A 23,864-nucleotide genomic window follows, 5' to 3' on the forward strand; every position below is an offset into this window, starting at 1 on the left:
GGTTAAAGCCTCCAAATTAGTGTTAATTTATTTACCGTTATTAAAAAGAAAAATCCCCGGACATCGCCCAGGGATTTTCTTATTGAAAAAATGACTCTTACTTTTTGATGAATTTCAATTTTGCAATCTCACCATCTTCTTCGATAGAGATGATGTAAACACCTTTTAAAAGGTTTGTAACCTGTACTTTATAATCAATTACTTTCCCATTAGAAACCAGTTGACCTGCCATATTATAGATTTTATAGCTTGCCTTATCGGTAACTTTCGTAATGTTTAATAAATCAATCGCAGGATTCGGATATACCTGAATCTGGTCTGTTTTTGGATTATTTATACCCAACACTGAGGAGATTTTAACTGCATAATCCTCTACTTCGCCATAATTAATGGTTCCGCATGGTGAAGTTTGTGTTCCGTTATATCTTAATGCAACACGCATTCCGACGGTTTTATCTCCAGTATAAGCATCCGCAGGAACTGAAAATGTCGCAGTTACTGATGTGGTTTGATTGGGCGCCGTTGACATGATCATCTCGTTCTGCTCATATATTCCGTTTCTATTAAAGTCGATCCATACACTTACCGCATCATCATAAGGAGTTCCCGGCCATGTTTTAGTGACCTTGATGATATTATTGGTTGTATTTGACTTAAGTTTTACCAATCTCGTAGCGTCATCAGAGTAATCAGTATAAGTTGACGCTCCTGAGACACTCGTCACGCCTGCAGCTCCTTCCGCTGTAATTTCAACTTTGCTGATAAATTCATCAGTTGCACTGTTTGAGACCAATTCACAATAGGTAAGACCCGTAGTTTTAAAAGTTGCATTTGCATAGGCGCTGGTACTTCCGGAGCAAACCGCAGCAACCTGTACATTGTAATCTGTAGTTTCCATTAAACCCGTAAGCAGGTAGCCTACTCCCGAAACAGAAATCTGAGTCCATGTGGTTTCAGTGGATTTTTTATACCGGACAATATAAGTTGCACCGGCCACGGCATCCCAACTTAATTTAGCAGTGTCCATCGTAATATCTGTCACTGTGAAATTTTTCGGTGCTGTCCCATCACATGGTGCAATGGGAGAAACGATAACCGTCTCAACTGCATAAAAGACATTTCCAATAGCTGAAATGCGTACTTTAAGTTCTGAATCAGTGGCAGCAGATGCGAAACTGAAAAGTTCCGCACCGTCGTTAGGCGTTGAAGCTGTTAAAAGTGTCCACGATGCGCCGTTATCTTTTGTATAATCTATCTTCACATCTTTTACATTAAAAGGCGAAGCATTTGTTCCGACAACATCCCAAGTTAAAGGTCCAGAAGCATTATTGTAGACTTTAGAACTTGTAATTTTAAATGGTCCTTTATCGCTCACGATCACTTTTTGCGTAGAACTTTGAGTTTGTTTCTGCGTAGCATCTGGATGATTATCTCTCACGTTCACACTAAAGTTGGTAGTTCTGGCAACTGTTGAAGCAGATTCCCAACTGTCTGGACTTCTCACCACGCCTGAAAGCACTGTTTCCAGTTTTGGAAAAGACCTAGCGGGATTCGCAACTGGTGGCAAAGATCTGAAACTTGCACCTGTCGTTGTGTTTCCAAGATTCGTTTTATCGATGGGAATCATCGCATTATCAATTTCTTCCCAGGTATAGGTAAGCGCATTATTTTCTGAATCAGTGGCCTGAGCAGTTAACACAAAAGCGGTAGATTTTGGAATCGTAACGTCTGGCATCGCTGTAATAAACGGTGGATTATTACTGATGGGAACTTCAACATCGCACGTTTTAGCTATTAAATTACTTTGTACCTGATTGATAGATATTACATGAAAATACGGATCAGAGTTCGATTGCACATCAGTATTTGCACCGGTAATTCCCGCATAACCCATTAAGGTAGATCCAGAACCGGGTTCAATACTCGTTATTTGACCTTCTAATAGATGAGAGAAAGTGTGGGTTGCACCAACTTGATGTCCCAGTTCGTGAGCCACAAAATCAAGATCAAAACTGTCACCCTTTGGAATACCGTTCGCGGGCGAAGTTATTCCAGACCCTTTGGCCTTATCAGTGTCACTGGAAGGATTGATACAGATACAACCCACGCAACCAGCATTGCCACCACCACCTGCGGCACCGAATAAATGCCCGATATCGTAAGCATTATTTCCAATGGTACTGGTAAGTGTTTTTTGAAGTTCTACATTCCAGTTCTTTAAACTGCTGTAAGGATCTGTAGCGGGATCGGTATAAATGAGCGCAGGGAAATCCTGAAGAATTAATCGCAGAGCAAAGTCTCTCTCGAAAATTCCGTTAACGCGTGTAAGCGTTGCGTTCATAGCAGTTAATGCCTGGGAGACTCCACCGAAATACTTGGTGTATTCTCCTGTAACAGACAAGGCCAGACGTAAAGTTCGAAATTTCTTATCGGAAGATTTATTAAAATTTAGGGCGTTTTTATCAAATGTTTTTCCCGCGGAATACATCTGATCGAGTTGTTGCTTAGTTAATGGCGTCTCGTTGGTAGAGCAGACAAAAGCTTTGTCACCTTCACTTTTAGTACTTTTAGGATGAACCCGATAGATTGATTTTTCAACATTCTGAGGTTCGATAAATTCGTAAACTCCATTTCTAACCATCATCGACTGGAAATCATTCGGCGCGATACTGAACCGAACATAAGCTGAAGGATCATCAATACCTACACCAGCATAAGAGCCGAGTTCATACCGATCCGCCAAAGATTTCACCACTACAGGTGAACTGTACACAGCAAATCTTTCTAGCCTTCCGTCAAGAGTTGGCAATGTAACTTCTACCGGAGTTGCATATTTACCAGATTCCTCAGCACGTGAAAGTGCAGCGACCATTTTGGTATATTCAAAGGAATAATAGATAGATTGTTGCGAAGATTTTTGAATTTTGTCACTTTGTAAAGTAACTGGACTCCACTGGCCAAATGCTGCGGTAGCCAACATTACCAAAAGGAAAGAAGGAAAGATCTTCTTCATATTACTGATATTTTATTATTTTTCAAATGTAGATTATTTTTAACCTCTTCCAAAGTTATAGAACTTAAATTTTTTCTAAAAGACAGATTTATACCATCTTAAAGCTTTAAGCAGCTTCATTAGTAAATTAAAAACCGCACTGAAAGTCAAAATGTAACTTTAAATAAAACTCCACCATTAATAGTTGAAAGACAGAGAAAGCAGTCTTGTTAATTAAGAATTCATCAGAAGGAATAAGCGATATTCCAGGAGAAACCGATGTTAAATTTTGCGGAGCTTTTACCAAATCCCGGAACAATCATGGGCTTAATCTCTTCTTGTGTGGTGGAGAAAACTAAATATTTTGGCTGTACCGTAACTTCGATATAAAGAGGTGATTCAAATAACTGAACCCTGCCGCCGACTGCACCTTCAATCCAGTAGGAACTTTGAGTAGATGAGGGAAATGCCGTGGAAACATCGCTGTCTCCAAATCCTCTGATAGGAACGGCTTTGTATTCCTGCGAATAAAATGAACCTGCCACTTTACCGCCTACATAAAAACCGTTAAGTTCATTTTCGGGATCGTGCGCCAGCATATATAAAGTTCCTAATCGCATAAAAGGACCTGAAGCTGTTGCATCGTAGCCATTTTTCTGATAGATATTAGATTCAAAACCGGCGTCTGCAATTGCATAAAAATTATCTTTGATTTTTGAAGACACAAATCCCTGAATTAATTTTCGGTCCGAAAATACGGAAAGACCAGCATTCAAAACATCAAAACCAACTAAAAAATTAGGTTCATATTTCCATGTTGATGGGATAGAATCTTTTTTATTTTGAGCCAGAGCAAGAATAAAAAGAAAACTAAAAAAGAAGGAAAAGATGCGTTTTGCTTTCATCGATAATCTGGGTTTGATTGAGTTCTATGCCGAGAACTGCGTTTGGAACTTCCAATTCGGGAATAAAATTCTGATAGAGCTTTTTAATTCCGCAGGCCGGCGAAACGTATTGCGCCACCGTCGTATAATTTAATTTTATTTTCGAATCTACCTTTTTCCTTGATGTTCCTACATACATTTCTGTAAATGGTGTTTCATCAACTCGTAAAGGAATTAACACCGAATCTGTTTTCATCACAGAGCCAAAAACGGGCACTGGACCTTTCCCGTAATCTACAGCGATAAAGAGCGAATCCAGTGTTTTCATTTTCCCGGTCGACTTTGTTTTAAATTTAATTTTCATTCGCGGCGTCGCTTCCCCACTGATGCAAATATCATCGTCGGACCCGCAGGAATAAAGGAAAATAGAAAGTAAAAAAAGTAGGACCAGGTTTCGTTTCATTATTTAGGATCTAAAGCCTTTTCAATTCTATACGTCAAATCGTCATAATGGTATTTGTTCACTAAATCAGAAGAGGTTTTCATGGCAATTTCTTCTTTTATAGTTTTCAATGTTCCGCGGACAATGGCAGAAACATCTGAATTTTCTGAAACTGCAACTCCACCTGAAAATCTGGAAGCTGGTGCAGGTTTAGAGTTAAGAACATTAATAAGCGATCCTACATAATTGCGCTGAAGATTTCTGCGATAAATATCAACCTCGGTATTATTAAAAATATCACCTTTCAAATCATTCATGTATTCAACTAAGGGATACGCATTTTGATCCAATACTTGATTTTGATACATCATTTGAAGAACGTTGGCTCCTAAAATTCTGTTTAAAACGGAATTCTGAAGATTTTCTACAACGGTTACGGGTGTTTTTTCGGTATTCTGAAAAACCTCTTTCTTCAAAAGCCATTCTGGCGTAGTAAATAGATTTTGGTTTAGGAAATCTAAAGAACGTTTTTGATCTGCTTTGGAAACCACTTCATAAACTGGTCCACTTTGTTCGATGGTTTTCGGAGTTTCCATTTGTCCGCCGATGTATTTGGAAACATGGCCAAGATATCTTGAAAACTGACCAGTCACTTGATCGTACATTGTGGCAAGATTGGTGAAATCCTCATTCGGTTTTTTCGTCCAGTTCGGGAGATTATCTACAATTCGCTGTAAATTTTTGATACCATAAGTACTTGCAAGCATTGCATCGTCACCAACCTGTTCGCTTTGGGAACGCGGATCGTATGGATTGCTTTCTGTTCCGAACCAAAGTCGGTTGTTCTTCAATTTACTCATCACCCATTTATTAAGGTGCTCTTTTTCTTTTTCGGGAGAATTGTACTGGTAAAATCGTCGATAACCCCAATCAATGGCCCAATCATCATAATCACCAATTCTTGGCATTAGTCCAGCTTCGGTCACTTTATCTTCTGGCTGCGCTACATAATTAAATCGTGCATAATCCATGATAGAAGGCGTATGACCATTTTTTTCCAACCATTTTCTATCTCTTAATTTTTCAACAGGAACGGTAGAACTGGATCCGAAATTATGTCTCAAACCTAAGGTATGTCCAACTTCATGAGAAGAAACAAACCGAATCAATTGACCCATCAACGCATCGTCGAAATCCATTTTTCTCGCACGTCGATCGTTTGGAGAAGCTTGTACAAAATACCAGTTTCTCAAAAGAAGCATTACATTATGATACCAGTTGATATGACTTTCCAGAATCTCCCCTGTTCGTGGATCAGAAATTGAAGGTCCGGACGCATTAGGTACATCTGATGGTTTATAAACAATCGCGGAATATCTTGCATCTTCAAGACTCCATTCCGGATCATCTTTGGAATTGGGAACTTTAGCAAAAATGGCATTTTTAAAACCTGCTTTTTCAAAGGCTTTTTGCCAGTCATTAACACCTTCTATTAAAAATGGAACCCACTTTTTAGGCGTCGCTGGATCGATATAAAAAACGATTGGTTTTGCAGGCTCTACCAATTCACCTCTTTTATATTTTTCCAGATCTTCTGGTTTTGGCTCAAGTCTCCATCTTTTTATAAGTGAAACTCTTTTCACTCCCTGGGGATCTAAATCAAAATCGGTATAACCGACAGCAAAATAGCCAACACGCTCATCAAAATAGCGCGCCTGCATTTTATCGGCGGGCAATAAAACAAGCGACGAATTAATTTCTACGGTATAATTTCCACTTACCACAGGTTTTTCCTGTCCTGGCGGAACGGTAATCCGGCCTAATGTTTTTGCAAAAGTTTTGGTTGTATTTATTTCAAGATTATTAGGAAACGATTTAACAAAGTTGACATACGATTTGTCTTTCTGGAAAGAACCAACTTTATAGCTGTTTTTCACTGGCGCCGCAAATGACACGAGTTCATTGTCAGCGTTCAACATATCGGTTACATCGATTACTGAAGATTTTTTGTCTTTACCGAAAGCTTTAATATCAAAAGACATAATAATCGATTGCATATTATTACGCATCACCGAATTATACATCTGCGAAGTAGAATCTTTCGCATAATCAACATAGGAAATTGATTTAATGAAAATTTTATCTTGCGGACCTTTTTCAAAAGTAATTACGTTCTGTGCAATCTGGTCACCAGCATAACCACTTGTTCCAGAGCGCATTCCTGCGGCCGCTTTCGTTAATCTGCTAACGAGTAAAAATTCTTTAGCAAGAATTGTATTGGGGATTTCAAAATAAAATTTATCATCAACTTTATGTACCGCTAAAACTCCCAGATCTGTGATGGCTTTATCCGTAATCACGTCTTTGTAAGGTTTTATTTTCTCCGGCTTTTTAGCTCCAGCTTTTGGTTTTGCTGTTGCTGCCGTATCAGTTTTTGTAACTAAAGTGTCTTTTTCCTGAGCACCAGCGCTCGTAATTACTCCAAAAAGTATAAATGCTGACAATACGTTTTTCAATGCTTTCATATATATTTTAAAAAAAAATAAAAATAGTGTTTATATTCGATATAGAAGGGCTATGTTTTCAACATGATGGGTTTGTGGGAACATATCTACCGGTAAAATTTTCACTAATTTATAATGATCTTTCATCAGTGCTAAATCTCTGGCCTGTGTCGCAGAGTTACAACTAACGTACACGATTTTTTGCGGCGCCAATTTTAAAATTTGTTCGACTACTTTTTGGTGCATTCCATCTCGTGGTGGATCGGTAATTAAAACATCAGCTTTGGGGTGTTGAGCGATAAATTCATCATTAAAGATTTCCTTCATGTCGCCACAGTAGAACGTACAGTTATCTAAACCATTTAATTCTGCATGTTCTTTAGCAGCATTAATGGATTCCTGAACCGATTCGATTCCGATGACGTGTTTTGCTTTTCGCGCGACATATTGAGCGATCGTGCCAGTTCCTGTATATAAATCGTAAACGACCTCATCACCTTTTAAATCGGCAAATTCTAAAGTTTTTGCATATAAATTTAAGGCTTGCTTATAATTCGTCTGGAAGAAAGATTTCGGTCCAATTTTAAATTTCAAACCTTCCATTTCTTCCATTAAAAAGCCCTCGCCAAAATAGGTTTCAACATCTTGATCGTATAATGAATCATTTTGTTTTGAATTTACCGCGAAAAGCAACGTTTTAATTTCCGGAAATTTTGCCAGTAAAAAATCAAATAATTTTTCTCTGCTTGCTTTATCCTTGCGGAATAACTGGAACAAAACCATCCATTCTCCTTTTGAATTCTGACGGAACATGACGGTTCTTAAAAAACCCGCCTGATTTCGAACATCGAAAAACTCCAGTCCATTTTCTTCAGCATAATTTCTAATGGCTAAACGCATCGCATTTGAAGGATCTTCCTGAAGGAAACATTCTTTCAAATCTAAGATTTTGCTCCACATTCCGGGAATATGAAAACCTAAAGCATCTCTATTGCCATAATTTTCTTCGGAACTGATTTCGTATTGCGTTAACCAGCGTGCATTTGAAAAAGAAAATTCCATTTTATTTCGGTAGAAATATTGTTCTTCACTGCCCAGAATTGGTAAAGTTTCGAAATCTTCAATTCCCGCAATTCTTTTAATATGATTGTAAACTTCGTCTTGTTTAAATTCGAGCTGTTTTTCATAGGAAAGATTCTGCCATTTACATCCACCACAAACTCCAAAGTGAATACATCTTGGCTCTACACGAAAAGGAGATTTTTCTATAATCTCGATCATTTCGGCTTCGTAGTAATTCGATTTAGATTTTTTTACACGCGCATTTACAACATCGCCCGGAACTGCGCCAGAAACCAAAACAGTTTTCCCTTCTGGAGTTTTTCCGACTGCGACGCCCTTTGAGCCCGCGGAAACCAACTTTATATTTTCTAAAACAATATTTTTATTCTTCTTTCTCATTGAAATTAATCTGGTGGCAAAAGTAAGGTTTTAAAATAAAAAAAAGCAGGTAATTGCCCGCTCTGAATTTCGAAATTTATTTAAAGTTTATTATTCTGAGTTACTTGCGATTGGATAAATAATATTCCCGATTTCGAATATAGACAAATCCTGCAATGCCGCCTAAAAAAAGAAATGAAAGCGTCCAGAAATATTTTAAAGAAAGATTGTTTTTAAATACATCGATGATGAGCAAAACAGACGCTATAAAATTTGCAAACAATCCTAAAGAAATAAAAACGATCTCCATGTCAGACGAAATTCCGATTTGTGATAAATCAAATACCAGCGGAAATGAAACGAAGATCAGTCCGAATAATATGATGGAATAGAGCATGTTCTCCGGAAGCAATAGATCTGTTTTCATGTATAAAAAGTTTCTTTAAATATAAAAAATCCTGCCCAATAACTCGGACAGGATTTACTGTATAAATTGAATTTATTATTTTGTGGCTGGAGCTTCTTGCATTGGAGGCGCAAGCAAATCATTTTGTAACGTGGCTTCTGGCGCTGCTGTTGGCGCTTTCAAACCTGTCATTTTATCAAGAACGTTGATGAGTTCTGGATCGCCCAAGTTGTAGGAGAATTTACTTGCTACTTTTCCATCTTTGTCAATCACAATAAACGAAGGTAATTTAAAGCCGTAAATTCCTAAATCTTTAGCAATTTGAGAATTCATGCCATTTTCACCATAAACATTAGTTCCCGGAATATCTTTTAAAAGTGCATTGCTTGTTTTGATGAACTGATCTTTAGTATCATCAAGGTTTACGAATACAAAATCCATTTTTGATTTATAAAAATTTACCACTTCTTTCAAAACTGGAATATTCGCTTCCGCGATATATGGATTCCACGAAGCGTAGAACATTACCAAAGATGCCTGTGCTGCAGAAAGTTTGAAGTCACTGCCATCAGCTTTTATTAATTTTGACGTGGGTGCAACTTCACCGATTTTCGGTCCTGAGATTACGTATTGAATTCTCTTTAAATCTGCTTTAATATCTTTATCGCTAATTTTTTCGTCGATAATTTTACTGATTTTTGCTGCATCAGCATCGCTTGTTTGTGGATTTATATCGCTGTTTGACATTACAAAAGCCAAAAGATAATCTTTCGCCAATGCAGACATGTCTTTTTTAGTATCTAGAAATCGAGAGAACAATACAGAAGAAGTTTCATTACCCGTTTTGTTATTGGCTGCAGCAAAGGCTTGAAAGTCTTTACTTAATTTGCCTAATAAATAATTGCGGTAAATAGGTTGATTTTTTAATAAACGGTCTTCATCTTTTTTCAGTTTCGCTTCCATATCCGTAAAGTTTTTAGAAACTTTAAAGTTTGGATTCTGACTTACTTGCGGACGATTCATCTCATATTGGTTCATTAAACCCAAAATACTGGCATTTAATTCATCTTTTTTCCACTGTACGACTTCACTATCCGGCGAAGTAGTTTTGGCAGCAGTTTCGATATTTTTCTCTAAATCGGTACTTATTTTTTCAATCTCTTTCAAGAAAGCGGGTTCTTCTTTCGATACGAGTTCACCCACGTTAATTTTCGAAGCATAACTTTCAATCAGTTTTTGAACTTCTTTTAAAAATTCGTTGTTGTTTTTTGCGTCACCAGTTACGGTAAACTGTGCGGGAAAAGATTCTGCTTTTCCAGAAATATTAACTTTCTGGCCTCCTTTCAGATAAATCATTGCTTGCTTGCCAGCATAAGTCATAATATACATTCCATCTTTTGGCGCTTCAAAATTGCCAGAGAAATTGCCTTTTGCATCTACGCCCATATTCACAAGCGGAAGTGTTGCTACGCCTGAGGCTTCGATAAATTCTATTCGTTCTAAAGGAGAGCCGCCAGCAAAATTACCTGTAACTTCTACTTTTTTAGAACAGGACATTGCCACAAAGGCGATTAAGAGCATTAAAAAAAACTTATTCATTTTTTAATTATTTTACTTTTATAGTTTTAAAGAAATTTCGAGCGACTGCGCTTTTAACTTTGGGCAAAAGTAAGGTATTCGCTGTGTTATAGAAAATATTAAAATAAGATTTGTGAAAGTTTAACAAAGAAAAAGCTGCTTTCCGGAAAGAAAACAGCTTTAATGATCATTTGTAAAGTTTTACCCTTTATCAATAGCAGCAGCCATATACTCTCTGTTCATTTTTGCGATCACTGAAAGTGTAATTCCTTTCGGACATTCTACTTCACAAGCACCTGTATTTGAACAGTTACCGAAACCTTCTTCATCCATAGCTTTCACCATATTCAAAACTCTTCTTTCAGCTTCTATTCTACCTTGTGGCAATAATGCCAATTGCGTTACTTTCGCGCCAACGAACAACATCGCTGAACCGTTTTTACAAGTTGCAACGCAGGCGCCACATCCGATACAAGCCGCAGCATCCATTGCGTTATCTGCATCCTCTTTCGGGACAAGAATTGCGTTGGCATCTAATGTATTTCCGGAAGTATTTACGGAAATAAAACCACCGGCTGCCATTACTCTATCGAAAGAACTTCTGTCGGTTACCAAATCCTTGATAATTGGAAAAGCAGCACTTCTCCAAGGTTCAATATGAATGGTTTCACCGTCTTGGAACATTCTCATGTGCAACTGGCAAGTCGTAATTCCAGTATCTGGTCCGTGCGGGCGGCCGTTGATGTACAACGAACACATTCCACAAATACCTTCCCGGCAATCGTGATCAAAAGCAATAGGCTCCTGACCTTCGTTGATAAGGTTCTCGTTGAGCATATCCAACATTTCCAGGAAAGATGAATCCGTAGAAACGTCGGAGATTTTGTAAGTCTCAAACTGTCCTTTTGATTTATTATTTTTCTGTCTCCAAATTTTTAGAGTCAGGTTTAATCCTTTTTTTGTACTCATTTTATACTATTTTTTGGAGATTATTTATAACTTCTTGTTTTGACTTCGATGTTTTCATAAATCAGATCCTCCTTATGTACTACTTCCTGATTTATATTATCGCCCTGATATTCCCAGGCAGCCACATATTTGAAGTGCTCATCATCTCTCTCAGCTTCTCCTTCTGGTGTTGCATGATCCCAACGGAAATGCCCACCACATGATTCTTCTCTTTCCAGCGCATCCATTGCCATCAGTTGACCCAATTCCAAGAAATCTGCAACACGGAAAGCTTTTTCAAGTTCCATATTCATTCCGTTCGCATCTCCGGGAACTTTTACATCTGCCCAGAAATCACGTCGTACTTCTTCAATTTCGCGAATCGCTTCTTTCAAACCTTCTGGTGTTCTTCCCATTCCGACTTTATTCCACATGATGTGGCCTAATTTCTTGTGGAAATAATCAACACTGTGATTTCCCTTATTATTGATAAAGAAATTTACTTTATCCTGAATTTCTTTTTCTGCGGTTGTAAATTCTGGCGTGTCTGTTGGTATTGCTCCTGTTCTGATATCGGCAGCTAAATAATCTGCAATCGTGTAAGGCAAAACGAAATAACCGTCGGCCAAACCTTGCATTAATGCAGAGGCTCCTAGTCTGTTAGCACCGTGATCAGAAAAGTTTGCTTCTCCAATTACAAAACACCCAGGAATTGTAGACTGCAAGTTGTAATCAACCCAAACTCCACCCATGGTATAGTGAACTGCTGGATAAATCTTCATCGGCGTTACGTAAGGATTGTCTGCAGTAATTTTTTCGTACATCACGAAAAGGTTACCATATTTCTCTTCAATCCAAGCTTTTCCTAGATCATAGATTTGTTGTGGCGTTGGATTATGAATATTTTTCTCAATCGCTGCTTCATTTCCTTTTTTTAGGATTTCCGTAGAGAAATCAAGATAAACACCTTCATGCGTCTCATTGTTTTCAATTCCGTAACCTGCGTCACATCTTTCTTTCGCGGCGCGGGAAGCAACATCTCTTGGTACTAAGTTTCCAAAAGCTGGATATCTTCTTTCTAAATAATAATCCCGATTTTCTGCAGGAATATTTTCAGCTTTAAGTTTTCCTTCTCTTATTGCTACTGCATCTTCAATGTTTTTAGGAACCCAGATACGTCCGGAGTTTCTTAATGATTCCGACATTAAAGTCAGTTTAGACTGTGCTGTTCCATGTACAGGAATACAGGTCGGGTGAATTTGTACAAAACAAGGGTTTGCAAAATAAGCCCCTTTCTTATGAATTTTCCAGGCAGCGGAAACATTAGATCCCATTGCATTTGTAGAAAGAAAATATACGTTTCCGTAACCACCAGAAGCGATTACAACTGCGTGTGCGGAATGTTTTTCAATTTCACCGGTTACTAAATTTCTGGCGATGATTCCACGGGCTTTACCATCAACAATAACCAACTCCAACATTTCGTGGCGGTTATACATTTTAATTCTTCCTTTACCGATTTGACGGCTCATAGCAGAATAAGCTCCTAATAATAATTGTTGTCCTGTTTGCCCTTTTGCATAAAATGTTCTTTTAACCTGAACACCACCGAAAGAACGGTTGTCTAACTGACCACCATATTCGCGTCCGAAAGGAACACCTTGCGCAACACACTGATCGATAATCGAGGAAGAAACTTCGGCAAGTCTGTAAACGTTTGCTTCTCTAGACCGATAATCTCCACCTTTAATGGTATCGTAAAATAATCTATAAACCGAGTCACCATCACCTTGATAATTTTTAGCAGCATTAATACCACCTTGAGCGGCAATAGAGTGCGCTCTTCTTGGTGAATCCTGATAACAAAATGCTTTTACATTATATCCCTGCTCTGCTAATGTTGCAGCGGCAGAACCACCAGCTAAACCTGTTCCTACAACAATGATATCAATTTTATCACGGTTATTCGGCGAAACCAAGTTCATATGATCTTTATGATTTTTCCATTTGTCCGCTAACGGACCAGCCGGAATTTTTGAATCTAATTTGCTCATTTTTAGAAATTTTAAATTTTAGATTTTAAATTTTAATACTGATGTAAAATTTAAAATTTATTGAGTTACGTAATGAAACACCGCTACAAGGATAAAACCTGCAGGAATAAGGATTGAATACCAAGTACCAATTGCTTTAATAACAGGAGTATATTTTGGGTGTCTTGCTCCTACCGACTGAAAAGACGACTGGAAACCGTGAGCCAAGTGTAAACCTAATAAAACAAAAGAAACTACATAGATGATCACCCGCCAAAGCTCAGCGAATTTACTGTGCAATTCACCATAAAATCTAGTGATATTGGTAGCGTCACCATCACCCGGAACATATTTATAAGTCATTTCGTGCAACCAGAAATCATACATGTGCAATCCCAGGAAAGCCAAAATAACAGCTCCTGAAATAATCATGTTTCGAGACATCCAAGTACTGTTTGCAGACCGGTTATTCATGCCGTACTTTATAGGTCTCGCATTGTTATTTTTAATTTCAAGAACAAAACCCATTACAAAATGGAAAATAACTCCTATTACCAAAATAGGTTGCATTACAAATTGAATGAGAGGGTTATAACCCATAAAGTGAGATGCTGCGTTGAAGGGACCATTTTCGCCACCAAGTGAGAGTAAATTTACCGAAAGGTGCATAATTAGGAAAATGAGCAAAAACATTGCAGACAATGCCATTGCGTATTTTCTACCAATAGTAGAAGTTGTTAATCCTGCCATAATAATGTTTAAATTTGAATTCTTACAAAGTTAGAAAATTGCAGAGGGAATTCCACGTGAGAAATGTCAGAATATTTTAGTTTGTAACCTTTCTAAATAAGAGATTACTAGTGATCTTATATTCTTCTAATTTAGGTTTTAATTCTGAGATATTTCCATCGCCTATTTTTACCTGAAATGATTTTGTGCGGCGCGAAGTAAGATAAGGTTCGATGATATATTGTTCTACTTTCTCCTGATCCACATTTTGGTTCATGTAAAAAATAACATGATCGCCTTTTTTCACTGATACAATTTTCTTTTTGAAAAACTGGTGCTCCAAAACTTCATTTAGATTAGTTGCTTTGTAGTTGAGGAGAAATCTCAGGGAAATAAATAGGAGAATAAAGAAGGCAAGCCGACTCGTATTTTTGATATTAAAATTTCTAATTATAAATCTTAATAAAAATAGAATGATGAGCAGCAGAAAAACTTCAAGTAAAGTCATGGGAATCATTTTATTTAAAGCAAAGTCAAGATCGCCAAAAAGATGAACCGCTTTTAGAGTGTAAGATATCAATCCATCAAATAAAACATTTACCCAATGTAGATCGATGGAAAAAGATATAAGAATAACCATTAATAAGGAAAAAACGATGATGATTTCAGCAAAAGGTATAATGACCAGATTGGCCAGAATAGAGAGACTTGAATACTGATGGAAATAAAAAATTACCAAAGGCATGGTGGCAAGTTGTGCTGATAAACTGATGCTTATTATATTGATCATTAAATTTTGAAACTTATTTTTAGGTCGAGGAAGACGTTTTAGTAAAGGCTGATTAAACCAAAAAATCCCAAAAACAGCGATAAAACTCAGCTGAAATCCCACATCAAAAACCTGGTTAGAGTCTGTAAAAAGAATGATAAACGCAGCAAGCGACATCGAATGCAATAAATCGGTTTTCCGCTGGAGCAAAATAAAAACATAATAACAGGTGATCATTACACAGCTTCTTACGACCGAATTACCATAACCGATAAAAAGAGCAAATGACCAGATTAAAACCAGAGCTGTAACAATCTTAATTTTCCTATATTTTGATGGAATCAAAAACCTCAGCATCAATAAAATAAAACCAAAAATGATCGCCATGTGCGTTCCGGAGATCGCCAATAAATGCATCGTTCCCGAATTTCTGAAATCTCGAACCATTGCCCGATCCATTTCTGTGCGATCCGCTAAAATAATTCCTTTCGCAAATTCACGCGTTCGCTTTTCCAAATCAGCTTGGTCTATTTTATCTAAAATTTCAAGACGTTTCTGACGAATTTTTTCACCTGTAGAAAGATCTTTACGCAATTCGGAGCGTAATGAACCGGGAAGATAACTTTGAAAGTAAATCCCTTTCCGTGCTAAGTATTTCGAATAATCAAACTGAAAATCGCTGTACGGTTTTTCTAGGGGATTGATATATATTTCTGCTTTGTAATAATTTGCAAAATTCAGCGCTGTTTCACTTTTCGGAATAGAAAGAACACTCTGGAATTGCTGATTATCTTTCCAACCTATAATTTCATAGCGGCGGTTTTTTTCATTGCTGTTGAGCTTTTTGCGCAACTTGAAAATGACCGTTTCTTTCCCATTAAAAGTAGGAAATTCAGGTTTTGTAGAATGTAAATAATGAATGAAAATTCCAAAGCAGATAAATAGAAATGCGAGAATTACCGGTCGGATCTTAAAAGTAAGAAAACTTTTAACAAAGAAAATAAAGAGGGTTACAACGCTTAAAATTAATAAGAGTACAATTGTAGGCTGCCCAAAAGACAGATAATCCTGCAATACAATTCCAAGAATAAAGAGGAGACAGAGAATAAGTAGAGGTTCTTTATCCAACTTCTTTTTTCAGTAAAAATATCAATATTTCATGATATAATTACCGTTAAATCACCCATTTACAATAACCTCGGCCGCGTGGTCACTGGCACCTTTTCCTCCTAATTTTTCTTGAAGTTTTGTAAAATTTTTCAACATTTCATCTCGTCGTTCGCCTTCTAAGATTGCGCTCAATTCTTTCACTAAATTCTTCGTGTTCAACTCACTTTGAATCAGTTCAGTAACAATTTCCTCATCCATAATTAAATTAACAAGGGAAATATATTTGATATTTTTCACTACCCGTTTTCCAATCTCGTAAGAAATGGTGCTGCTTCTGTAGCAAACCACTTCCGGAATGCTGAGCAATGCAGTTTCTAATGTCGCAGTTCCAGAAGCCACCAGGGCTGCTTTTGAACTTCTCAGTAAATCATACGTTTTATTAGAAACAAAATGAACATTTTTGTCGACGTATTTTTGATAAAATGATCTTGGTAAACTTGGTGCTCCCGCAATTACAAACTGATATTCTTTGAAATGAGAACGAACTGAAAGCATTAAATCCAGCATTTTGGTAACTTCCTGTTCCCGTGAACCCGGTAAAAGAGCGATGATTTCTTTCTCGTTTAGATGATGATCTGCTTTAAATTTTTCGATATTAATTTGGGGTAAATCTGAAATAGCATCTAGGAGCGGATGTCCGACGAAATGCGCATCTACGTTATGTTTTTTGTAAAAATCTTTTTCAAAAGGAAGTATGACGAGTATTTCATCAACAAACTTTCGAATTTTTTCAACGCGACCTTCTTTCCACGCCCAAAGTTGGGGCGAAATATAATACACCACTCGAAGTCCTAAACCTTTAGCGAATTCGGCAATTCTTAAATTAAATCCTGGATAATCGACCACAATTAAAACATCAGGATTGTATTTTTGAAGGTCTTCTTTACAGAATTTAATGTTTTTCAGAATGGTTCCCAAATTCTTAGCAACTTCCAGAAAACCCATAAAGGCTAAATCCTTGTAATGTTTTACCGGGACAATTCCAGAAACATCAGACATGAGATCGCCGCCCCAAAACCGGAATTCTGCTGCAGGATCTTTTTTCAAGAGCGATTTCATCAAGTTAGATGCATGTAGATCTCCAGAGGCTTCGCCTGCAATAATGTAATATTTCAAAATTAAAACTGGGTTTTATAAATTCGTGATAAGGGCTTTTCTGCTGAAAGAAATAATAAAATGCCTAAATTTGTTCAAAGATAAAAAAATGTCTGATTTAGAAATAAAAAATAAAATTGCTGAAAGTGGGTTGGTCAATTTTGATCTTTCAAAACTGGTTCCGCAGGGCAAAAGAATTGGTATTGATTTAAAAGATTTTCTTTTCGAAGGAATGATTTTAAAAGAAAAAGACTTTCGGGAGAAAATAAATGCCATCGATACGGAGCAATATTCATCTGCTTACCTATATATTTATAATTCAGCAGAAGCGATCGTTCCTTTATGGGCCTATTTTCTGCTTACCGCAAAATTAACAGAATCCTCAAAAAAAATTGTGTTCGGTAATCGGGAGGATTTAGAAGTATTATTAATGCACAATGCCATTCAAACCTACGATTTTACAGACTTGTACGGGAAAAGAGTTTTGGTAAAAGGTTGCAGCGACGAGCGAATTCCGGAAAACGCTTATATCGAATTGGTAGAACAGTTGAAACCCGTCGTAAAATCTTTGATGTTTGGTGAAGCTTGCTCCAATGTTCCGATCTTTAAAAACTAGATGTAAATTGTCTACCTCAATAAAATTGGACTATAATTTGCTAACTTGTTTCTCGAAATTTTAACACATTAAAATAAAATATTATGAGCTTAATTGATCTTATTACAGGCAGCGCCGGAAATCAAGTTGCGGCAGAAGCAGAAAACAAATTTGGAATCAGCAAAAATCAGGTCATTGCTTTATTGGCAGTTTCAGCGCCTTTGGTTATTTCTTATTTGAGAAAAAAATCTCAGGAAAGTGATCAGGAGGCAGAATCTTTGAACAATGCACTGGATAAAGATCACGACGGAAGCATCTTAAACGATCCATCACAGGCGGTTGCCCGACAACAAGAAGGCAACTCTATTTTAGATCATGTTTTTGGTGGACAAAAATCTACTGTAGAAAATCAGCTATCTCAAAATACAGGAATTTCGATGGATAAAATCGGACCTATTTTGGCCATGCTAGCACCGATTATTATGGGTTATATCGGCAAACAAAAACAATCGAACGGAGTTACTTCTGGCGGTGGTTTGGGAGATTTGTTGGGTGGAATTTTGGGTGGCGCTCAAAACCAGGCACAAGCAGAACCATCTAATCCTTTAAATGATATTTTAGGCAGCGTTCTTGGTGGAGATTCATCTCAATCTTCCGGAAATCCATTAAACGACATTTTAGGAAGCGTACTAGGGGGCGGTGGTCAGCAAAACCAACAGCAAGGCGGCCTTGGAGGACTTTTAGGAAGTATTTTAGGTGGCGGGCGATAATCCACGCACTATATAATAAAAAAACCGAAGATTATTCTTCGGTTTTTTTAGCTTTAGTTTCTTTTGGTTTTGCTTCCTCTTTGTCGGCTGTCTTTTCAGCTTTAGGTTTGGTTTCTACCGCATCTTCTTTTTTCTCAGCCTTAGGTTTTGGTGTCGCTTTAGGTTTTTTTTCCACTTCTGCATTTTCAGACTTTTCAGTAGGATATCCTACTTCTTTCCGTACTTTTTCTTTAGAAGCTTTTTTGTCGTCCTCATCCAAAACTTTTACAGGGATATGATTTACAGAGCTCGCTTTTCTCGGTCTTTTTTTACCGTAGCTTCCCGCTATAATTTTTCCTTTTTTCGATTTTTTATCGCCTTTTCCCATAATTAAATAATTTTTTTGATCTTGATTCTAACAAAGTTAGAAAATATTTCCGCAAACACTTCTTAATTATTCATAAAGTTTAAAAGTGAAAATTCTTGGTTAATACAATCAAATATTATATTTCAAGTTTTTACAATCTAAGCCAAATATTTATGAGGAAATTACTAAAAAAATATTTTGACTATTTTATTATCGTATTACGATATATTTTTATATGTTTACAGTATAAAAATTAAAATAATGAAATTATTCCCACAAATTGTTTCTTTTACCCTAAAAGCATTTTTAAACCTTTCCGTTTTTGGATTAGTAGTTACCTCTTTCTTTAATATTTGGGTTTTTCTGTCCCACCACTTTAATTGGACGGGCTCAATAATGAAGTACTATAATGGTATTGATTTTACAAATATTTGGGAAAAAGACAAATTTGCTTTTAATATCTTGATGATATCTGCGATTGTAATTACCACTTTAGAGATTATTTTATTTCTTTCCGCACTTACACTTTTAAATAAAATTAATTTAAAAAATCCGTTTGACAACGATCAAAGCTGGCTACTTAAACGAATTTCTATTCTCGCATTTTTTATAGGACTAATAAGTATTTTATTGAAGCTATATATAGAAACCTCAGTCAGCAGTGATCTTTTACTTTCTACACAAATGGGTGAAAGCAGTTTTCTGTGGTTGGCGGCAACTGTATATATTGTAAGTTTGCTCTACCAGAAAGGACTTTACCTACAATCGGAAAACGAATTAACCATCTAATTATGGCAATTATTTTCAATATAGATGTTATGCTGGCGAAGCGCAAAATGCAGAGCCAAGAGCTCGCGGAAAAAATTGGTATTACACAGGCGAATTTTTCCGTTTTAAAAACTGGAAAAGCAAAGGCATTGAAGATCTCAACATTAGAAGCAATTTGCAAAGTCCTCGATTGTCAACCAGGAGATTTGCTTGAATATCGACCAGACTAACAATAGCTCTAGTTTAAAAAGCAACGATATCACTATTTTCTATACAAAGTTGGTGAAGCCTTATCCTAACTTTAGTCTTAAAATCATACATTTGCAAACGGAAAAATTTCATATTTCAAAACATCAATTTATGTTCAGAACACACAATAACGGGGAACTTTCACTTAAGAATCTTGATCAAAACGTAACCCTTTCAGGTTGGGTTCAAACCATTCGCGACAAAGGTTTTATGATGTGGATCGATTTACGCGACCGTTACGGAATTACGCAGTTGGTATTTGATGCAGACCGTTCTTCCGCAGAATTGTTAGAAAACGCAAACAAACTCGGTCGAGAATTCGTGATTCAGATTGAAGGAAAAGTTATTGAAAGAGTCAGCAAGAATCCTAAAATACCAACGGGAGAAATTGAAATTTTGGTTGAAAAATTAACGATTTTAAATGCATCAGAAGTTCCACCATTCACCATCGAAGATCAAACTGATGGCGGTGAAGAACTGAGAATGAAATACAGATATTTAGATATCCGACGTAATCCGGTTAAAGACAAATTGATTTTCCGGCACAAAATGGCGCAGAAAGTCCGCAACTATTTATCTGATCAGAATTTCATCGAAGTAGAGACTCCGGTTCTTATTAAATCAACTCCGGAAGGGGCTAGAGATTTCGTAGTTCCAAGCCGTATGAATCCTGGACAGTTTTATGCGTTGCCACAATCACCACAAACGTTCAAACAATTATTAATGATTGGTGGAATGGATCGTTATTTTCAGATTGTAAAGTGTTTTCGTGACGAAGATTTAAGAGCCGACCGTCAACCTGAATTTACACAGATCGATTGTGAAATGGCATTTGTAGAACAGGAAGATGTTTTGGAAATCTTCGAAGGAATGACTGCGACTTTATTGAAAGATATCGCTGGAAAAGAATTCGGTAAATTTCCAAGGATGACTTTCGCAGATGCGATGAAAAAATATGGAAACGATAAACCCGACATTAGATTCGGGATGGAATTCGTGGAAGTAAACGAATTAGTCAAAGGAAAAGATTTCAAAATATTCGACGATTCAGAACTGGTGGTTGGAATCAATGTTGAAGGTTGTGCAGAATATACCAGAAAACAAATCGACGAATTAATCGATTGGGTAAAACGTCCACAAATTGGCGCAAATGGAATGATTTGGATCAAATTTCAAAATGACGGAACCGTTACTTCTTCCGTAAATAAATTTTACAACGAAGAAGATTTAAAGAAAATTACAGAAAAATTCGGATCAAAAGCAGGAGATTTAATTTTCCTAATGTCCGGAAATGAAAATAAAGTGAGAACCCAACTTTCCGCTTTAAGAATGGAACTGGGGAACAGATTAGGATTAAGAAATCCGAAAGAATTCGCACCACTTTGGGTCATCGATTTCCCATTGTTAGAATGGGATGAAGAAACAAACCGTTATCATGCGATGCACCATCCGTTCACTTCACCAAAACCCGAAGACGTTCATTTATTAGAAACCGATCCAGGAAAAGCCAGAGCAAATGCTTATGATTTGATTCTTAACGGAAACGAAATCGGTGGTGGTTCGGTCAGAATTTTCGATAAAGATTTACAGGCTAAAATGTTCAATTTATTAGGATTCACGAAAGAAGATGCAGAAGCACAATTCGGATTCTTGATGAATGCGTTCCAATATGGAGCACCGCCACACGCTGGGTTAGCACTAGGATTTGACCGTTTGGTTGCTATTTTAGATGGTAATGAAGTGATCAGAGATTATATCGCTTTCCCGAAAAATAATTCCGGAAGAGACGTGATGATCGATGCGCCAAGTCCGATTGCTGATGAGCAGTTGACTGAGTTGGCTTTGAAAGTTGAACTGAAAGATTAGTTTGAATTACAATAAATAATAAAAGAGGAAGTTTTGCTTCCTCTTTTTTTGTTTGTGATCTGATCAAGAAATTATTAAGGCAATTTCGCCACTAAATTTTCCGGTAAAATTTTTAAGATATAATAAATGATTTTCCATTTTAAATTGGGAACGATGGAGAAAGATTTTCCTGCATTTACAATATGTTTCCCGACATAATCTGGTTCCATCAAAAGGTTTTTATTCAATTCTAAACCTGCATTAATTTTCGTATTAATATATCCGCTTACTAAAACATTAACGATAATATTTCTCGAAGACAACTCTTGTCGAAGGCCGGCTAAATATTGAGTGAACGCAGATTTTGTACTTCCGTAAATGAAATTACTTTTTCTACCACGAACTCCGGAAAGTGAAGAAAGTCCGATAATTCTTTCCAGATTTTTATTGGATTGATCCATCGCAATAATATTCAGAATAGAAACTGCGCCCATATAATTGACTTCCATCATTTGTTTCGCTCCTTGAAAATCTTGAAGTGCTTTTTGATTTTCAACTAAAAAACCTGCAGCGTAAATTACAATATTGGGTTTTACTGGAAGTTCATTATAAAATTTTTGATGTGATGAAAAATCGGCTGCATCAAAATAGTTAATATTGATTCTTGAAGAATCAATATTATTTTCTTTAACAAAACGCTCCAAACAATCCAGATTTCTCGACGAAGCAATAATCGAAAATCCCTTTTCCAGATATTGCAAAATACATTGTTTCGCGACGTCGGAATTGGCGCCTAAAATGAGAACTGTTTTGTTAGAATTATTAACCATCGACTTACTTTGCTCGAAGTCGTTCCTTAATCTTCTCAATATTTTTCTTCGCAGAATCTTCCAGAATTAATGATGCGCTCATCAAAATTCTTTCCGGCATTAAATGCTCAAAATGCTCCGTTCCTTCCCAGGAAACTTTTTTAACCAATGATAAAGCGTCAGAACTTCGGGTTGATAATTTTTCTAAGAATTTATTGATTTCTTTATCCATCATTTCAATATTTTCAGAAACGGAATGATAGACATCGTGTTTTTCACACCAATCCGCACTTCTGAAGTCAGCGTCAATTGACATAGCAGCATAAGCAGATTTGCCCATTTTCCTTTCGACATACGGTCCAATTACGAAAGGTCCGATTCCCAGGTTTAATTCGGTTAAAGCCATTGCAGAATCTTTTGTAGCGAAGCAATAATCAGCTGCACAGGCAATTCCTACTCCACCGCCAGTTGTTTTTCCCTGAACTCTAACGATGACTAATTTTCCGCATGATCGCATTGCATTTAAAACTTTAGCAAATCCTCCAAAGAATTTTTTTGATTTTTCCAATTCTTCAATGTCCAGCAGTTCATCGAAACTTGCTCCGGCGCAAAATGCTTTTTCACCCTCTGATTTTAACAGAATGGCTTTTACTTCTTCTTTTGCTCCTTCATTTAAGATAGTTTGAGCCAGCAATTCTAAAATTTCTCCCGGCAAAGAATTACTTTTCGGGTGTCCAAATGTGATTTCTGAAATATTATTTTTAAGTTCTTGATTTACAAATCCGTTGTTCATTATGCTTTGTTTAAGGCTATTAAATATTTATCGATGTACAATTGTTTCTCTTTGCTTTTGTATTGCTGGATATATCTCGGATGTTCCAACACGGTGAGTTTATCAAAGAAATGTTCCTGACTGTTGATCTTGTCAATGAAAGTGGCGTTCTTTTTTCCTAAAATAAAAACTTCTGAAGTATCTAAACCTAAACTGATATGGTCTTTTAAACTTTGAATCATAAAGGGTTTTACGGCTTCGAAGAGATTTTTGTCATCATAATAATTTGCGTTTAAATTTCCTTTGATCGTATTTCTGACTATCGCTAAAGGAAAAGGCGAATTAATATAAAATTCTTTATAAAACCTTTCCGGTCCGCCAAAATTATCGATCACATCGTAGAGATAAACAGAGGAGATTTCATGCGTGTGAGCAGATTTCATCTCAATTCCACAAACGGTTTCCAATCTTTTTGTATCGGTGAAAGGAACGCCTGTGACTCCGGCTCCGTGGCGACTTGGATTAATTCCTATGATGAATTTTCTTTGGTTATGATCATGGTAGAATTTTTTATAAAAATCGGTCATCACCATTAAAGTTTCGGGATTATCGAAGAAAGGATTGAGTACATCAAAACCTTCAGGAAGATCGCCTGAATAATGCAGTTTCTTGTTGAATGCTACGACTTGTTCTCCGATGGTTTTTTTCAAAACAGTCTTT

General features: G+C 36.7%; 21 protein-coding genes. 5 read left to right on the plus strand and 16 right to left on the minus strand.

Going from position 1 to position 23,864, the window contains the following annotated elements; all coding sequences use genetic code 11:
- Positions 1-97: 97 nt before the first annotated feature.
- The 12 genes from LC814_RS06710 to lpxB form a co-directional block, all read right to left on the minus strand.
- Complete coding sequence (locus LC814_RS06710) at positions 98-3,013, minus strand: reprolysin-like metallopeptidase (protein ID WP_226063180.1); 2,916 nt, start codon at positions 3,011-3,013, stop codon at positions 98-100.
- 224 nt (positions 3,014-3,237) lie between these two features.
- A complete protein-coding gene (locus tag LC814_RS06715; protein WP_226063181.1) occupies positions 3,238-3,897 on the minus strand; it encodes a DUF6048 family protein in 660 nt (219 codons plus the stop codon).
- On the minus strand, positions 3,863-4,339 hold the full coding sequence (locus LC814_RS06720) for a hypothetical protein (RefSeq protein ID WP_226063182.1): 477 nt from the start codon (positions 4,337-4,339) through the stop codon (positions 3,863-3,865). Before LC814_RS06720 ends, LC814_RS06715 begins: the two co-directional genes overlap by 35 nt.
- Positions 4,339-6,843, minus strand: coding sequence for a zinc-dependent metalloprotease (locus LC814_RS06725; RefSeq protein WP_226063183.1), 2,505 nt, complete (start codon positions 6,841-6,843; stop codon positions 4,339-4,341). Before LC814_RS06725 ends, LC814_RS06720 begins: the two co-directional genes overlap by 1 nt.
- Before the next feature lie 30 nt (positions 6,844-6,873).
- A complete protein-coding gene (gene rlmD / locus LC814_RS06730; RefSeq protein WP_226063184.1) occupies positions 6,874-8,283 on the minus strand; it encodes a 23S rRNA (uracil(1939)-C(5))-methyltransferase RlmD in 1,410 nt (469 codons plus the stop codon).
- 100 nt (positions 8,284-8,383) lie between these two features.
- On the minus strand, positions 8,384-8,689 hold the full coding sequence (locus LC814_RS06735) for a hypothetical protein (protein ID WP_226063185.1): 306 nt from the start codon (positions 8,687-8,689) through the stop codon (positions 8,384-8,386).
- Between the two features lie 75 nt (positions 8,690-8,764).
- Positions 8,765-10,267, minus strand: a complete 1,503-nt coding sequence (locus LC814_RS06740; RefSeq protein ID WP_226063186.1) for a TlpA family protein disulfide reductase — start codon at positions 10,265-10,267, stop codon at positions 8,765-8,767.
- A gap of 180 nt (positions 10,268-10,447) precedes the next feature.
- Positions 10,448-11,215 carry a succinate dehydrogenase/fumarate reductase iron-sulfur subunit gene (locus LC814_RS06745; protein ID WP_226063187.1) on the minus strand — a complete coding sequence of 256 codons (768 nt, stop codon included), beginning with the start codon at positions 11,213-11,215 and terminating at the stop codon, positions 10,448-10,450.
- 20 nt (positions 11,216-11,235) lie between these two features.
- Positions 11,236-13,248, minus strand: coding sequence for a fumarate reductase/succinate dehydrogenase flavoprotein subunit (locus tag LC814_RS06750; RefSeq protein WP_226063188.1), 2,013 nt, complete (start codon positions 13,246-13,248; stop codon positions 11,236-11,238).
- A 57-nt stretch (positions 13,249-13,305) separates the two neighbouring features.
- Positions 13,306-13,977: a succinate dehydrogenase cytochrome b subunit gene (locus LC814_RS06755; RefSeq protein WP_226063189.1), complete on the minus strand. Its 672-nt coding sequence runs from the start codon at positions 13,975-13,977 to the stop codon at positions 13,306-13,308.
- Between the two features lie 76 nt (positions 13,978-14,053).
- On the minus strand, positions 14,054-15,853 hold the full coding sequence (locus LC814_RS06760; protein WP_226063190.1) for a ComEC/Rec2 family competence protein: 1,800 nt from the start codon (positions 15,851-15,853) through the stop codon (positions 14,054-14,056).
- A 51-nt stretch (positions 15,854-15,904) separates the two neighbouring features.
- Positions 15,905-17,011: a lipid-A-disaccharide synthase gene (lpxB, locus tag LC814_RS06765; RefSeq protein ID WP_226063191.1), complete on the minus strand. Its 1,107-nt coding sequence runs from the start codon at positions 17,009-17,011 to the stop codon at positions 15,905-15,907.
- 88 nt (positions 17,012-17,099) lie between these two features.
- Here lpxB and LC814_RS06770 point away from each other — a divergent pair, with 88 nt between their 5' ends.
- Both LC814_RS06770 and LC814_RS06775 read left to right on the plus strand, forming a co-directional pair.
- Complete coding sequence (locus LC814_RS06770; RefSeq protein ID WP_226063192.1) at positions 17,100-17,606, plus strand: DUF2480 family protein; 507 nt, start codon at positions 17,100-17,102, stop codon at positions 17,604-17,606.
- Between the two features lie 83 nt (positions 17,607-17,689).
- Positions 17,690-18,355, plus strand: coding sequence for a DUF937 domain-containing protein (locus tag LC814_RS06775; protein WP_226063193.1), 666 nt, complete (start codon positions 17,690-17,692; stop codon positions 18,353-18,355).
- A 31-nt stretch (positions 18,356-18,386) separates the two neighbouring features.
- Here LC814_RS06775 and LC814_RS12535 read toward each other — a convergent pair whose 3' ends face one another.
- Positions 18,387-18,722 (minus strand): 30S ribosomal protein THX, encoded by a 336-nt coding sequence (locus LC814_RS12535; RefSeq protein ID WP_375373389.1) that lies wholly within the window; start codon positions 18,720-18,722, stop codon positions 18,387-18,389.
- 240 nt (positions 18,723-18,962) lie between these two features.
- Between LC814_RS12535 and LC814_RS06785 the strand changes: the two genes are divergently transcribed.
- The 3 genes from LC814_RS06785 (at position 18,963) to aspS (ending at position 21,584) form a co-directional block, all read left to right on the plus strand.
- Positions 18,963-19,490 (plus strand): DUF2975 domain-containing protein, encoded by a 528-nt coding sequence (locus tag LC814_RS06785; RefSeq protein ID WP_226063194.1) that lies wholly within the window; start codon positions 18,963-18,965, stop codon positions 19,488-19,490.
- Positions 19,491-19,492: 2 nt separating this feature from the next.
- Complete coding sequence (locus tag LC814_RS06790) at positions 19,493-19,699, plus strand: helix-turn-helix domain-containing protein (RefSeq protein ID WP_226063195.1); 207 nt, start codon at positions 19,493-19,495, stop codon at positions 19,697-19,699.
- Positions 19,700-19,829: 130 nt separating this feature from the next.
- On the plus strand, positions 19,830-21,584 hold the full coding sequence (gene aspS / locus LC814_RS06795; RefSeq protein ID WP_226063196.1) for an aspartate--tRNA ligase: 1,755 nt from the start codon (positions 19,830-19,832) through the stop codon (positions 21,582-21,584).
- A 74-nt stretch (positions 21,585-21,658) separates the two neighbouring features.
- Here aspS and LC814_RS06800 read toward each other — a convergent pair whose 3' ends face one another.
- The 3 genes from LC814_RS06800 to LC814_RS06810 are packed head-to-tail and all read right to left on the minus strand — an operon-like array spanning position 21,659 to position 23,854.
- The gene (locus LC814_RS06800) at positions 21,659-22,393 is read right to left on the minus strand and encodes an SDR family NAD(P)-dependent oxidoreductase (RefSeq protein ID WP_226063197.1); all 735 of its coding nucleotides are present in this window, start codon (positions 22,391-22,393) and stop codon (positions 21,659-21,661) included.
- A gap of 4 nt (positions 22,394-22,397) precedes the next feature.
- Positions 22,398-23,165: an enoyl-CoA hydratase/isomerase family protein gene (locus tag LC814_RS06805; RefSeq protein WP_226063198.1), complete on the minus strand. Its 768-nt coding sequence runs from the start codon at positions 23,163-23,165 to the stop codon at positions 22,398-22,400.
- Positions 23,165-23,854, minus strand: a complete 690-nt coding sequence (locus tag LC814_RS06810; protein ID WP_226063199.1) for an SMUG2 DNA glycosylase family protein — start codon at positions 23,852-23,854, stop codon at positions 23,165-23,167. Before LC814_RS06810 ends, LC814_RS06805 begins: the two co-directional genes overlap by 1 nt.
- Positions 23,855-23,864: the final 10 nt, after the last annotated feature.

This window comes from Kaistella polysaccharea (assembly GCF_020410745.1).
GTDB classification, from domain to species: domain Bacteria; phylum Bacteroidota; class Bacteroidia; order Flavobacteriales; family Weeksellaceae; genus Kaistella; species Kaistella polysaccharea.